This window comes from Sinomicrobium sp., assembly GCA_029266035.1.
Lineage (GTDB): Bacteria > Bacteroidota > Bacteroidia > Flavobacteriales > Flavobacteriaceae > Sinomicrobium.
In genome coordinates this window covers 1-13,578 of the sequence record JAJUFH010000042.1, presented here as the reverse complement: position 1 = coordinate 13,578, position 13,578 = coordinate 1, and the positions used below count along the sequence as shown (strand labels likewise).

Genomic DNA, 13,578 nt, shown 5'->3' with positions numbered 1-13,578 from the left:
ATTATTTCTCAGGGAATTTGGTTTTAAGTTGAAAACAGTTGTATATTTGCACTCACATCGCGGGATAGAGCAGTAGGTAGCTCGTCGGGCTCATAACCCGAAGGTCACAGGTTCGAGTCCTGTTCCCGCTACTAAACAGGACAAATGAAATTTATTTTCGTTTGTCCTGTTCTTTTTTTGGATTAATCCGTTGCTTATCTGAAAGATATGATTGGCGATTACGTTCATTCGGACGGTTCGATATGTTTTTCCATCAAACTCCAATTTTTCAGGGAATATCGAACCAATAACGGCTCGCTTGGTGCTGATTCCGCCCTCCCTGTACAGTTTCGGGATATTGACAATACTGTGTAATGCCCTGTCCAAAGACTTGTCAATATTGACTTTCTTGGCATTCGAAACGTCACTACTTAACTGCGCTTCCAGTCGTTCAATTTTCTCCCTGCATTCCTTTTTGATTTCAAGGTATTCCTCGTCATCAATGTTTCAGATAAAAGTTTGTTTCGTGGAATTGATGGCTTACCGCTCGCCCGCTTTTCTTTCCGAAATTTGATACTGGAAATGGACATTTTCTTTGCTAACACTAATCCATCTCGAAGAGTGGATTCTTGTGTTCACCGGAACACTGCAAGTTGTGTTTTGAGGCACTCGAAATTAAAACAGTGCCTCAAAACTACTTGCCCTTACGCAGGGGGCTAAACCATTTCTCCGAAGTCGAATGGTTGAAATCTTTAAACAGAATTTTTATGAATAGAGAATGGAACAAAAACAGGAAGAAAGTCGGTAGAAAGTCGAAAGCGGATAAGGCAAAATACAAATACGCTTTCCGGTTGACGGAGGCGGAAAACGCAAAATTCTTAGCCTTATTTGATAAATCCGGTCTGCCCAATAAAGCTGAATTTGCAAGAAAAGCCATTTTTGAGAATGACTTAAAGGTGGTCTATTATGATATGGGTGTGTTGAATTTCTATACGGGATTGACGAACTTTTACTCCCTGTTCAGATCTGTCGGCACCAATTACAACCAGGTGGTCAAGATTTTATACCGACATTTTCCGGAAAAGAAAGCGGCTGCCTACCTCTATCGATTGGAAAAAGGGACGGTAGAATTGGCGGAATTGTTCAGAGGGGTAACGGCGAAGATACAGGATATTGAGGGTAAGCATGTTACGGAAGGGGTGATTTCAGTGGAGAAAAACAATGAAGGCGTAAGAAAAATATAGTCGGCTCGATACGTCACATATTTTTATTAAATTTGTGACAGTAATTAAGCCGTTTCATTTTGGAAAGCATCGAAATACGAATACTTGAAAAGGTTAAGAAAACCAAAAGAGGTACGCTGTTTTTCACGGAGAGTTTTTCGCTGTATGGTAATGCCGATGCGTTACGGAAGGCTCTGGAGCGTTTGGTGAAGGCGGGTGAATTGGAGCGCCTTGCTGCGGGGATTTACTATCGACCGGTGCTAAGCGATACGTTTGGTAAACTAAAACCCACGCTTGAAGAAGTTGCCCTTGCCATAGCTAAGCGTGACAGGGCAAGGATTGTTCCCACGGGGGATTTCGCGCTTAACAGTCTGGGGCTTTCCACGCAGGTGCCGGTGAACTTGATTTACCTGACGGATGGCTCTGCCCGGAAGATTACTATTGGCAAACGCAGTGTGGTATTCAAAAAAACAACGCCAAAAAATGTCGCTACCATTGGCAAAATAAGCGGGCTGGCGATTCAGGCACTGAAAACAATCGGTAAAGATAAGGTGCTTGACAAGGAAATAACGCATATCCGGGAACTCTTGAAAAAGGAAAAACCTGAACGGCTAAAGCATGATATTCAGCTTGCCCCTGCATGGATCAGGGAAATTATGCTGCCTGTTTTAAAACAGTCGACAGATCAACAACAATAACGAATAGCAATTTATGGCGAAACAGAACACAACAGAAGAACCCTTAGAGAAACAGCTTTGGAAAGCAGCGGATAAACTCCGTAAGAATATTGACGCTGCGGAATACAAGCATATTGTACTGGGGTTAATCTTTTTGAAATATATCTCCGATGCTTTTGAAGAGCTTTATGCCAGACTCCAAGCGGAGGAAGACCAAGGTGCAGATCCGGAGGACAAGGATGAATATAAAGCGGAAAACGTATTCTTTGTGCCACAGGATGCCCGCTGGCATTATTTGCAATCCAAGGCAAAACAGCCCGAAATCGGGAAATTTGTGGATGATGCCATGGATGCCATTGAAAAGGAAAATGCTTCCCTAAAGGGTGTGCTGCCTAAAGTATTTGCCCGGCAAAACCTGGATCCCACTAGTTTGGGCGAACTGATAGACTTGGTTGGCAATATCGCTTTGGGTGATGCCAAGGCGAGAAGCGCCGATGTATTAGGACATGTCTTTGAATACTTCCTCGGAGAATTTGCCCTTGCAGAAGGTAAAAAAGGCGGACAGTTCTATACACCGAGAAGCGTGGTGGAATTATTGGTGGAGATGCTGGAGCCCTACAAAGGACGTGTGTTTGACCCCTGCTGTGGTTCGGGCGGAATGTTTGTACAATCGGAGAAGTTTGTGGAAGACCATCAGGGAAAGGTAAATGATATTTCCATATACGGACAGGAAAGTAACCAAACCACATGGCGGCTGGCGAAAATGAACCTTGCTATCCGGGGAATCGACAGCTCCCAGGTGAAATGGAACAACGAAGGGTCTTTTCTCAACGACGCCCACAAAGACCTGAAAGCTGATTATATCATCGCCAACCCTCCCTTTAACGTAAGCGATTGGAGCGGTGATCTGCTGCGTACTGATGGTCGTTGGAAATACGGCACACCACCCACCGGAAATGCCAATTATGCCTGGATCCAACATTTCCTGTACCACTTGGCGCCCAGTGGTCAAGCGGGCTTTGTATTGGCAAAAGGCGCCTTGACTTCCAAAAGTGGCGGTGAGGGGGAGATTAGAAAAGCACTGATAGAGGCTGACTTGATCGACTGTATTGTAAACCTCCCGGCCAAACTGTTTTTGAATACGCAGATCCCGGCTTCCCTTTGGTTTATGAGCCGTAACCGTAGCAATGGAAAATTCAGAAACCGCAGTAACGAGATTTTATTTATTGATGCCCGCAATCTGGGGCATTTGATCAATCGTAGAACCCGGGAACTCTCCAAGGAAGATATAGCTCAGATAGCCGACACCTACCACAATTGGCGAAACGTCATTCCGAGCGAAGCGAAGGAATCTCAACTCTACAAAGATATAAAAGGCTTTTGTGCATCAGCCACCAAAGAACGGGTAGCCGAACTGGATTATGTACTCACTCCCGGCCGCTATGTGGGCTTGGCAGAGGAAGAAGATGACTTTGACTTTGCCGAACGCTTTAGCAGCCTGAAAGCCGAGTTTGAAGCGCAACTTTTAGAAGAAGCCAAACTCAACGAACGTATTGCCGCTAACCTTCAAAAAGTGAAAATTGATGAGTGAGTGGAAAGAGCAAGAAATTAGCGAGTTAGCCGAGTTGCGGAAAGACTCATGGAAAGTTGGCGATGAGCAACTACCCTACATTGCACTTGAGCATATTGTAGAAAATGGTTTGCGACTTGAAGGAATTGGCGATTCTTCAATTGTTGCGAGCAATAAGTATTATTTCGATTCGGATAACTTCCTTTTTGGGAAGCTAAGACCTTATTTCAGAAAGCTATTTCGACCAAATTTCAAAGGGATTTGCTCAACAGATATTTGGGTAGTCAAACCAAAAGGAGAAAACGAAAAAGACTTTCTTTTTTACTTTTTTGCCAACCAAGAATTTATCGACCATTCATATTCAGGCTCTTCTGGTACGCGAATGCCGCGAGCAGATTGGAATTTCGTAAGCAAAACGATATGGAAGTTTCCAGAACCAAAAGAACAACGCGCCATCGCCTCCGTCCTTTCCAGCTTAGACGATAAAATAGACCTGCTGCACCGCCAAAATGCCACACTCGAAAAAATGGCAGAGACGCTGTTTAGGGAGTGGTTTGTGGAGAAGGCGAATGATGATTGGGAGGAAGGAGTTTTGGGAGATTTGGTTGAAGTGAAATATGGAAAAGATCACAAAAAGCTATCGGATGGTCAGATTCCTGTTTACGGTTCTGGTGGTTTCATGCGTGCTGTTGAAAGACCAATTTTTGAAGGTGAATCAGTTCTAATTCCTCGAAAAGGCACTTTGAATAATGTCATGTATGTGGATGAGGCCTTTTGGACTGTAGATACAATGTTCTACACAATCATGAAGAGAAATCATCTTGCAAAATTTATTTATCAATCTATTAAGCAGAAAGACTTAGCATCCATGAATGTAGGATCAGCAGTACCAAGTATGACCACCGCTGTTCTAAATAATATGCCAATTGAAATTCCACCGGAAGAACTATTGCATAAATTTGACAGTGTAGTTTCTGATTTTTATAACAAAATCAAAACCAACCAAACCCAAATCCGTACCCTCAGGGCTCTTCGCGACACCTTGTTGCCGAAGCTGATGAGCGGGGAGGTGAGAATAAAAAGTTAAATTATGGAAGAAAGAATTTTACAAGAACTATCCGAAGTAATCCAAAGCTCAAACATCAATTTTCTTGTTGGTGCGGGTGTTTCTAACCCTTTTTTACCTCCTCTTGGCAATATCGAACAAAAGCTTAATGAGGCAAAGGACGACTCCGAAAGGGAGACACAGCTGAAAGAGTATTTCTCAAAAGTAATGCTTCCCAATAAAGGGGTTATAGAAAACTCGATTTCAAGTGATGAATATAAGCAAACAACCCAAAGCTATGATGATTTTTTCCTGTCCCTATCGGATGTGATTCTTCGAAGAAAAAGCACTATTTTAAGCAAACAAGTGAACCTGTTTACAACCAATATTGACGTGTTGATGGAGAATACACTTGAAAGGCTGTTGATTGAGTACAACGATGGATTTTCAGGAAAGTTCACTCCAACATTTAGTCCGGCAAACTATAAAAAATCTATTTATCAAAGAAGTTTGCATTATGATCATATTTCTGAGATACCTGTATTTAATATAGTGAAAATGCATGGCTCTTTGACTTGGCTTGAATCCGGCGATAAAATAACTTTCTCGCATTCCCTGGGCCATATTGATCCCGAGTTATCTAAAAAGACAGGGGAAGAGTTTTTTAATTCCTACAAGAAAATTCTTGTTGTAAATCCTGAAGAATCCAAACATCTGGAAAGCGTTTTAAATATTTACTACTATGAGCTGCTAAGGATGTACTCCAGTGAATTGGAAAAAGAAAACGCAACCTTATTTGTCCTCGGGTTTTCTATGGACGACAAGCACATCAAAGAGATTACATTAAGAGCGGCAAAAGCGAACCCAACTTTGAGGGTGTTTGTATGCTGCTCAAAAAAGGAAAAGCAACAAATGTTTGAGAAATTAGAAGTGTTGCAGCATCCAAATGTTTCGATTTTGAGTATGTCCTCAGAAACTGAATATCAGATACACGATGGCAGCAAACCCGAAGAACATGAAACGGATACGAGTAGTGATAACATCTATTTTACACTTCCCTTTTTTACGAAGGAGATTCTCAATAAGGTGATAAATATACAGAGCGATGAAAGTAGCAAAGCAGACGAATAACACCGGTGAGTCTCTATTAAGGGAATCCATTTTTATTATTGGTACCGTTTCTTCCGTTGAGGGACGTAGAATACGGGTGAAGGTGAAAAAAGATAAAAATTTATCACACTTATCTTATCGGGGCACAACCATCAAGAACGTCACTGTTGGCAGCTACATAAAAATCACGAAAGGTTTTATTGAAATTATCGGAAAGGTAGAAGGCGAATACATTAAAGAGGAAAACATTTACAATAAGGATTACAAGAAAGATGAATTGAAAATCTCAAGATTCTTAGAGGTTTCACTTTTTGGCCATTTTGATAGGAAGGACAACAAATTTAGGCAAGGAATAAAAGAGATGCCTTTAATAGATAATGAGTGCTATTTGCTCGACAAAGAAGAATTTTATACGCTCCATCGCTTCTTCAATAATGAAAAAACTATCAAGGTTGGTGTATTGACCGAAGAACCATCTCAAGAAATAAGATTAAGTATAAAAAAACTATTCGCCAGCCATATTGGTATTTTTGGAAATACGGGAAGTGGAAAATCAAACACCCTTGCAAGGATATTTTCTGAACTGTTTCAAGCAAACGTAGAAAATCAAAATTTCAAGAAAAACTCACGTTTTGTAATTGTTGATTTTAACGGGGAGTATTCCAAAAGCGAGCTGATAACAAGCCAAAAAAAAGCGTATAACCTAACAACGCAAAATAAGGAGGGTGATAAGTACCCCGTCAAACGGGAAAACATAGAAAGGCTTGAAATTATCTCAGTTTTGCTCGAAGCTACTGAGAAGACCCAGAAACCTTTTCTTAATCGAGCCATTAGAAATGAATATTTAGATGACGACTTCGATAATAGATCAAAAGAGAACATTGCAAAAACCGTAAAAGACATTCTGCAAAAAGCAGATCCAAACTTGGCGGTGTCTGTCTTTACAGAATATTTTAGCCACTTAAAGCAATTAGAAGTCAATGGACACAACGTGGCTTCGGAAATTCTCATAAAATTAGAAGCGAACAATCTAAAATTCCATTCGAAAAATAAGGCGTATTATACCGATAAGGAAGATAATACTAGTATTTACAGTAATGATAATTTAGACTCTGTTCTGTCAACAGCCTTTCCCAATTTGGAAAACCTCTCAGTTGATTCATCCAATCTTGGAAGGTTAAAGTTTAAGATTATTTCCCAATACTATCACGAGATAATTAATGGCTATTCCAATCAAGAGCATATTCGCCCATTAATCGGACGGATGTTCAAAAAGTTTGAAATGCTTGAAAAGCTCATATCGGTTGAAAGCGATGATTTGGCAAACAGCAATCTGGAAATAGTCAATCTTAAGGAGGTAAACTTAGAGATGAAGAAAACGCTTCCGCTAATTATCGTTAAGCAGTTATATGATGAACATAAGGATGTAGGTGAATTTGAAAATAAATCATTGCACATCGTGGTAGATGAAGCCCACAATATACTTTCGTCGTCGTCAGACAGAGAAAGTGAAACGTGGAAAGATTATCGTTTAGAAACTTTTGAGGAAATTATTAAGGAAGGTAGAAAGTTCAGCACTTTTCTGACGGTTTCAAGCCAAAGACCGTATGACATTTCAGCAACGATTATTTCACAATTGCATAACTACTTTATTCACCGACTGATAAACGACCTCGACATAAAAGCTATTGAGAAAACAGTGGCCTATTTGGATAAACTTTCGTTTGAATCAATTCCTGTACTGTCCGTAGGGAGTTGTTTCATTGCCGGACTAGCATCGGACATTCCTGTAAAAGTGGATATTGATTTATTACCAAGCGAAAAACAGCCGAAAAGCGAGACGATTGATTTAGAAAAAGCATGGGGGACATGAATAGAATAACCGAAAACCATATTGAACAATTGGCGATAGAACGTTTGGAGGCATTAGGTTACGAATACATCTACGCCCCAGATATTGCTCCCGATGGTGCTACGCCTGAACGGGATAGCTATGAACAAGTACTGTTGTTGAACAGACTACAAAATGCTGTAAAGCGTATCAATCCCGACATTCCGGCTGATGCACAGGCGGAGGCCATCAAAGAAATACAGCGTATCGCGTCTCCGGAGCTTTTAGCGAACAACGAGACCTTTCACCGTTTATTGACGGAAGGTATTCCAGTTTCCAAACAGGTAGATGGGGACGACCGTGGCGACCGGGTTTGGCTGGTTGATTTTAACGACCCGTATAATAATGAGTTTGTCGTTGCCAATCAATTCACCATCATCGAGAATGGGAATAACAAGCGGCCGGATGTTTTGCTGTTTGTCAATGGCATTCCGCTGGTGGTGATTGAATTGAAGAATACGGCGGATGAAAACACCACCATTCATTCTGCTTTCAAGCAGGTAGAAACCTATAAAACCATCATTCCGGGTTTGTTTACCTACAACGGTTTTGTAATAATCTCCGATGGATTGGAAGCGAAAGCAGGTTCTATTTCAGCGGGCTTCAGCCGCTATATGCCATGGAAATCGGCCGATGGAAAAGCGGAGGCTTCGCATTTGGTCAGCCAGCTGGAAACCTTGATACGGGGAATGCTGAACAAGGAAACGCTGATCGACATCATCCGGCATTTTGTGGTTTTTGAAAAATCGAAGCGGGAGGATACGGAAACCGGTATTACGACCATCTCAACCGTTAAAAAATTAGCCGCCTATCATCAATATTATGCCGTAAACCGGGCGGTGGAATCCACGTTGCGGGCAACGGGTTTTAACGTTGAAGAAGAGACTCCGTTGAATGTGGCTATGGAAGACCCCGTAAGCTATGGTTTACCTGGCGTAAAAAATCAGCCCATTGGCGACCGGAAAGGTGGTGTGGTGTGGCATACACAGGGAAGCGGTAAATCCTTGTCGATGGTTTTCTATACCGGTAAAATTGTACTGGCTTTGGACAACCCCACCATTCTGGTGATCACCGACCGCAACGATTTGGACGATCAGCTCTTTGATACGTTTGCGGCATCCAAGCAATTGCTGCGTCAGGAGCCGGTGCAGGCGGACGACCGGAATCAGTTAAAAGACTTGCTAAAAGTGGCTTCGGGAGGCGTGGTGTTTACGACGATTCAGAAATTTCAACCCGAAGAAGGGAATGTGTATGAAACGCTTTCCCAGCGGAAGAATATTGTGGTGATTGCGGATGAAGCGCATCGTACCCAATACGGGTTTAAAGCCAAGACCATCGATGCCAGGGACGGGCAGGGAAATGTGGTTGGTAAGAAGATCGTGTACGGTTTTGCCAAATATATGCGCGATGCGCTGCCCAATGCCACGTATTTGGGCTTTACCGGCACGCCTATTGAGAGTACCGATGTCAACACGCCGGCGGTATTTGGTAACTATGTGGACATATATGATATTGCCCAGGCGGTGGAAGATGGTGCTACTGTCCGTATTTTTTATGAAAGCCGACTGGCAAAAGTGAACCTGAGTGAAGAAGGCAAGCAACTGGTGGACGAGCTGGATGATGAACTGGAGCAGGAAGAGCTGACCGATACCCAAAAGGCCAAGGCGAAATGGACGCAGCTAGAAGCGCTGGTGGGAAGCGAAAAGCGGATGGCTACGATTGCCAAAGATATCGTTACGCACTTTAGTCAGCGGCAGTCGGTATTTGAGGGGAAAGGGATGATCGTCTCCATGAGCCGGAGAATAGCAGCCGATTTATACGATGCCGTTATCGCCTTGAAACCGGAATGGCATTCGGACGATCTGAATAAGGGGGTCATTAAAGTGATTATGACTTCGGCCTCTGCTGACGGGCCGAAAATCGCCAAACATCATACCACCAAAGAACAGCGAAGAATGCTTGCCGAACGGATGAAAAATCCGGATGATGAATTGCAATTGGTTATTGTTCGGGATATGTGGCTCACGGGTTTTGATGCACCCAGTATGCACACGCTCTACATCGACAAACCCATGAAAGGGCATAATCTGATGCAGGCGATTGCCCGGGTAAACCGGGTGTACAAAGACAAGCCGGGTGGTTTGATTGTAGATTATTTGGGAATTGCTTCTGACCTGAAAAAGGCACTGGCCTTTTATTCGGATGCGGGTGGTAAAGGTGACCCGACCATTGCACAGGAACAAGCAGTGCAGTTGATGCTGGAGAAATTGGAAGTGGTCTCGAATATGTATCACGGATTTGCATACGAAAGCTATTTTGAAGCCGACACGTCCAAAAAACTGTCGTTGATTCTGGCAGCCGAAGAGCATATCCTCGGTTTGGAGGACGGCAAGAAGCGGTATATCAACGAAGTGACGGCTTTATCCAAAGCCTTCGCCATAGCCGTCCCGCACGAGCAGGCCATGGACGCAAAAGACGAAGTTTCGTTCTTTCAGGCTGTAAAAGCGAGATTGGCAAAATTTGACAGCACCGGCACGGGAAAAACTGATGAAGAGATCGAAACGACCATTCGTCAGGTGATCGACAAAGCCTTGGTTTCGGAACAGGTCATTGATGTTTTCGATGCCGCAGGAATAAAGCGTCCGGATATTTCCATTCTGTCTGACGAGTTTCTGATGGAGCTAAAGGGCATGGAATATAAAAACGTGGCCTTGGAAGTGTTGAAGAAGCTGTTGAATGACGAAATCAAATCAAGGGCGAAAAAGAACTTGGTGAAAAGCCGGTCGTTCTCAGAAATGCTGGAAAACTCGATCCGGAAATACCACAATAAGATCCTGACGGCAGCCGAAGTGATCGAGGAACTCATCAAGCTGAGCAAGGGCATTGTGGAAATGGACAATGAGGCGAAACAGATGGGCTTGACGGACTTTGAATATGCTTTTTATACGGCAGTGGCCAATAATGACAGCGCAAAAGAACTTATGCAGCAGGATAAGCTGCGCGAACTGGCGATGGTACTGACGGAAACGATCCGGCAAAATGCGTCGATTGACTGGACGATTAAGGAAAGTGTGAAAGCGAAGTTGAAGGTTGCGGTAAAACGGATTTTAAGGAAGTATGGCTATCCGCCGGATATGCAGATGCTGGCAACTGAAACCGTGTTGAAACAAGCGGAGATGATAGCAAACGAAATAACAAGGTAGTAAAATAACAGGATGTCAGAATCTCAAAACATAGAATACAAACAGACTTGGCGAGACGAGTACCTGAAGTGGATTTGCGGTTTTGCAAATGCCCATGGTGGTACTATTTTCATCGGGGAAGACGATAACGGAAAAGTGGTCGGCGTGGCTGATGCGAAACAGTTGCTGGAAGAAATCCCCAACAAAGTAAGGGATGTCTTGGGGATTGTGGCAGAGGTGAATTTACACCAAACCAAGGAAGGTGATTATCTGGAAATCGTAGTGGAGCCCTACCCTAATGCCGTAAATTATAAAGGTCAATACCATTACCGAAGTGGAAGCACCAAACAGGAATTGAAAGGTGCTGCCCTGGATAAATTTTTGTTGCAGAAAAAAGGCAAGCGTTGGGACGGTGTCCCGGTACCCAAGGTGTCAGTCGATGATTTGAAGTCGGAAACCTTGGAGTTTTTCAAGAAAAGAGGCATTCGGAGCAAACGCCTTAGCGAAGAAGCTTTAGCCGAAGACAATACGCACCTGCTGGAAAACCTGAAACTGATTGAGGGGGACTATTTGAAACGGGCGGCCATTTTGTTGTTCCATCCCGATCCGGAAAAGTTTGTAACAGGCGCTTACATCAAGATTGGTTATTTTGAAAATGAAGCCGATTTGATTTTTCAGGACGAGGTTCACGGAAATTTGTTTGAACAAGTGGAAAAAACGGTTGACTTGCTTTTTACCAAGTACATCAAAGCGCTGATCAGTTACGAAGGCATACACCGGGTGGAAATATACGAATATCCGAAAGAAGCGGTACGCGAGGCCTTGCTCAATGCGATTGCTCATAAAGATTATTCGGGTTTGACGCCTATTCAGATCCGTGTGTACAAGGATAAGATAATGATCTGGAACGAGGGGCATCTGCCTGAGAACTGGACGGTAAGCAACCTGTTGAAAAGCCATTCGTCCAGACCTTATAATCCGGATATTGCCAATGCGTTTTTCCGTAGCGGCTATGTAGAATCATGGGGGCGTGGCATCAGCAAAATGACGGAATTGTGTGTTGCCGGAGGACTTCCCGCACCGGCTTACCTTGTGGAAGGTTCGGATTTTTGGGTAACGTTTAAAAAGGATATTTATAACGCCGATTACTTAGAAGAACTTGGATTGAACAACAGGCAAGTGAAGGCCGTTTTGTTCACTAAAGAAAAAGGGAAAATCACCAATAGTGATTACCAAACATTAAACGATGTTTCGAAAGCTACTGCAACTAGAGATTTGAGTGAACTTGTAGAGAAATTTCAAATACTGAGACGAAGCGGTGATGTTGGAGCTGGAACAAACTACATTTTGATTGGCTCATAATTGGCTCAATTGGCTCACAAGGATTCAGGTTGTGAGCCAAAAGGCAATAAAAAAAAACAATTTAGGCTCAAGTATTTCCTACAAGACAGTCGGGCAATATGGAATGAACGAGCCCTATATCTGTAGCGCTAAAGTGGTGTTTTGCCGTCAATATGAATTGCCTCAATTGCGTCAGGATTGAACCAGAATTGTGTCAATGGGCGCAGAATGGGCTCAAGTCATGAGCCAATTGAGTCAAAATTACAATGGTACCGCCTCAAAATCCAACCCCACCAACCGCTCTAAATCCTCCAAAAAATGTTTCGAGATTTGTTCGGTTGGGGCTACTAGAAAAGAAAGGCTTCACAGAAATGTGGAGCCTTGCCTTTTGTGCGCCCAGCATGGGCGATAACTTTAGGGTGAAAGTCCCGAACACGCCTTTACAGTAGGAAGTGTTAGCTTAAGACAAGTGTAATACTGGTCTTGCTACATTTGCCGGGACACTAAGTTAAGGTCAGAAAATTAAAAACCTTAACTTTACGATGAAAGAAACAAGAAGAAGTTACAGTAAGGAGTTTAAACAAAAAGCCCTTGAATTGAGCAAGGTTCGTGGCAATGTCGTGGAGGTTGCCGGGGAACTTGGAGTGAGGGCAGAACTCATCTATCGTTGGAGGAGGGAGCTCAAAGCCAATCCTACCCTCTCTTTCAGTGGCAATGGTAACAAGCAGCTCACGCCAGAGGAAAAAGAACTGGCTAGGTTGAAAAAGGAGCTTGCCGATGTAACCATGGAACGGGATATATTAAAAAAGGCGGTGGGCATCTTCTCCGCGAGCGACAGGAGATCTACCAATTCATAAAGGATCATCGATTGGAATTTCCTGTTGAGAAGATGTGCAAAGTTTTTAAGGTTAGTAAGAGTGGCTATTATAGAAGCCAGGGAATGCCTTCCTCCAGCCGCCATAATGAAAATCGCATGCTGCTTTCTAAGATCAGACGAATCCACGAAAAAAGTAAGGCAACTTATGGAAGTCCAAGGATAACGAAAGAGCTTAATGCTGAGGGCATTAACGTTTCCAGACCACGAGTGGCGCGGTTGATGAGAAAAAATGGTATTAGGGCTGTCCATGCTAAAAAATTTGTGGTCACCACTGACTCCAAGCATAAATATCCTGTGGCAGAAAACCTATTGAACAGAGATTTCACTCCTGAAGCCAAGGCCCAGAAATGGGTATCTGACATCACCTATATTAAAACCAAGAAAGGATGGCTTTATTTAACGGTTATCATTGATCTCTTTGACCGCAAAGTAATTGGATGGTCCCTCAGTAGCGATTTAAATGCTACAAACACCTGTATAGCTGCCTGGAGAATGGCTGTGAAGAATAGGCCCCTATGTGGAGAATTAATTTTCCATTCAGACAGAGGAGTCCAGTACGCCTGTAACGCCTTTAGAAACCTCTTAAGCAGTTATGAAGGAGTAAAACAAAGTATGAGCAGAAGAGGAAACTGCTGGGATAACGCAGTAGCTGAGAGCTTCTTTAAAACCATAAAAGTCGAACT

At 43.1% G+C, this 13,578-nt stretch carries 10 protein-coding genes and 1 tRNA gene; all 11 read left to right on the top strand.

Going from position 1 to position 13,578, the window contains the following annotated elements; all coding sequences use genetic code 11:
* Positions 1-58: 58 nt before the first annotated feature.
* Positions 59-131: transfer RNA gene (locus ACYZZR_RS13000), tRNA-Met, on the top strand.
* 615 nt (positions 132-746) lie between these two features.
* Entirely contained in the window at positions 747-1,223 is a 477-nt protein-coding gene (gene mobA / locus ACYZZR_RS12995) for a conjugal transfer protein MobA (RefSeq protein WP_461534442.1), read from the top strand.
* Positions 1,224-1,282: 59 nt separating this feature from the next.
* Positions 1,283-1,900, top strand: a complete 618-nt coding sequence (locus ACYZZR_RS12990; RefSeq protein WP_461534441.1) for a DUF6088 family protein — start codon at positions 1,283-1,285, stop codon at positions 1,898-1,900.
* Positions 1,901-1,913: 13 nt separating this feature from the next.
* Positions 1,914-3,470, top strand: coding sequence for a class I SAM-dependent DNA methyltransferase (locus ACYZZR_RS12985; protein ID WP_461534440.1), 1,557 nt, complete (start codon positions 1,914-1,916; stop codon positions 3,468-3,470).
* A complete protein-coding gene (locus ACYZZR_RS12980; RefSeq protein WP_461534439.1) occupies positions 3,463-4,536 on the top strand; it encodes a restriction endonuclease subunit S in 1,074 nt (357 codons plus the stop codon). The genes ACYZZR_RS12985 and ACYZZR_RS12980 overlap by 8 nt, the downstream gene beginning before the upstream one ends.
* A gap of 3 nt (positions 4,537-4,539) precedes the next feature.
* On the top strand, positions 4,540-5,625 hold the full coding sequence (locus tag ACYZZR_RS12975; protein WP_461534438.1) for an SIR2 family protein: 1,086 nt from the start codon (positions 4,540-4,542) through the stop codon (positions 5,623-5,625).
* The gene (locus tag ACYZZR_RS12970) at positions 5,600-7,477 is read left to right on the top strand and encodes an ATP-binding protein (protein WP_461534437.1); all 1,878 of its coding nucleotides are present in this window, start codon (positions 5,600-5,602) and stop codon (positions 7,475-7,477) included. Before ACYZZR_RS12975 ends, ACYZZR_RS12970 begins: the two co-directional genes overlap by 26 nt.
* Complete coding sequence (locus ACYZZR_RS12965) at positions 7,474-10,698, top strand: HsdR family type I site-specific deoxyribonuclease (protein ID WP_461534436.1); 3,225 nt, start codon at positions 7,474-7,476, stop codon at positions 10,696-10,698. The genes ACYZZR_RS12970 and ACYZZR_RS12965 overlap by 4 nt, the downstream gene beginning before the upstream one ends.
* A 12-nt stretch (positions 10,699-10,710) precedes the next feature.
* A complete protein-coding gene (locus tag ACYZZR_RS12960; protein WP_461534435.1) occupies positions 10,711-12,039 on the top strand; it encodes an ATP-binding protein in 1,329 nt (442 codons plus the stop codon).
* Positions 12,040-12,560: 521 nt separating this feature from the next.
* Positions 12,561-12,875 (top strand): transposase, encoded by a 315-nt coding sequence (locus tag ACYZZR_RS12955; RefSeq protein WP_461534434.1) that lies wholly within the window; start codon positions 12,561-12,563, stop codon positions 12,873-12,875.
* The coding region (locus ACYZZR_RS12950) for an IS3 family transposase (protein ID WP_461534443.1) at positions 12,818-13,578 on the top strand (761 nt) is incomplete at its 3' end. The genes ACYZZR_RS12955 and ACYZZR_RS12950, both read left to right, overlap by 58 nt.

What these genes read in the sequence shown, in the direction of transcription:
- ACYZZR_RS12970 (WP_461534437.1), top strand. Translation starts at nt 5,600, where the DNA reads ATGAAAGTAGCAAAGCAGACGAATAACACCGGTGAGTCTCTATTAAGG.
- ACYZZR_RS12980 (WP_461534439.1), top strand. Translation starts at nt 3,463, where the DNA reads ATGAGTGAGTGGAAAGAGCAAGAAATTAGCGAGTTAGCCGAGTTGCGG.
- mobA (WP_461534442.1), top strand. Translation starts at nt 747, where the DNA reads ATGAATAGAGAATGGAACAAAAACAGGAAGAAAGTCGGTAGAAAGTCG.
- ACYZZR_RS12985 (WP_461534440.1), top strand. Translation starts at nt 1,914, where the DNA reads ATGGCGAAACAGAACACAACAGAAGAACCCTTAGAGAAACAGCTTTGG.
- ACYZZR_RS12955 (WP_461534434.1), top strand. Translation starts at nt 12,561, where the DNA reads ATGAAAGAAACAAGAAGAAGTTACAGTAAGGAGTTTAAACAAAAAGCC.
- ACYZZR_RS12965 (WP_461534436.1), top strand. Translation starts at nt 7,474, where the DNA reads ATGAATAGAATAACCGAAAACCATATTGAACAATTGGCGATAGAACGT.
- ACYZZR_RS12960 (WP_461534435.1), top strand. Translation starts at nt 10,711, where the DNA reads ATGTCAGAATCTCAAAACATAGAATACAAACAGACTTGGCGAGACGAG.
- ACYZZR_RS12975 (WP_461534438.1), top strand. Translation starts at nt 4,540, where the DNA reads ATGGAAGAAAGAATTTTACAAGAACTATCCGAAGTAATCCAAAGCTCA.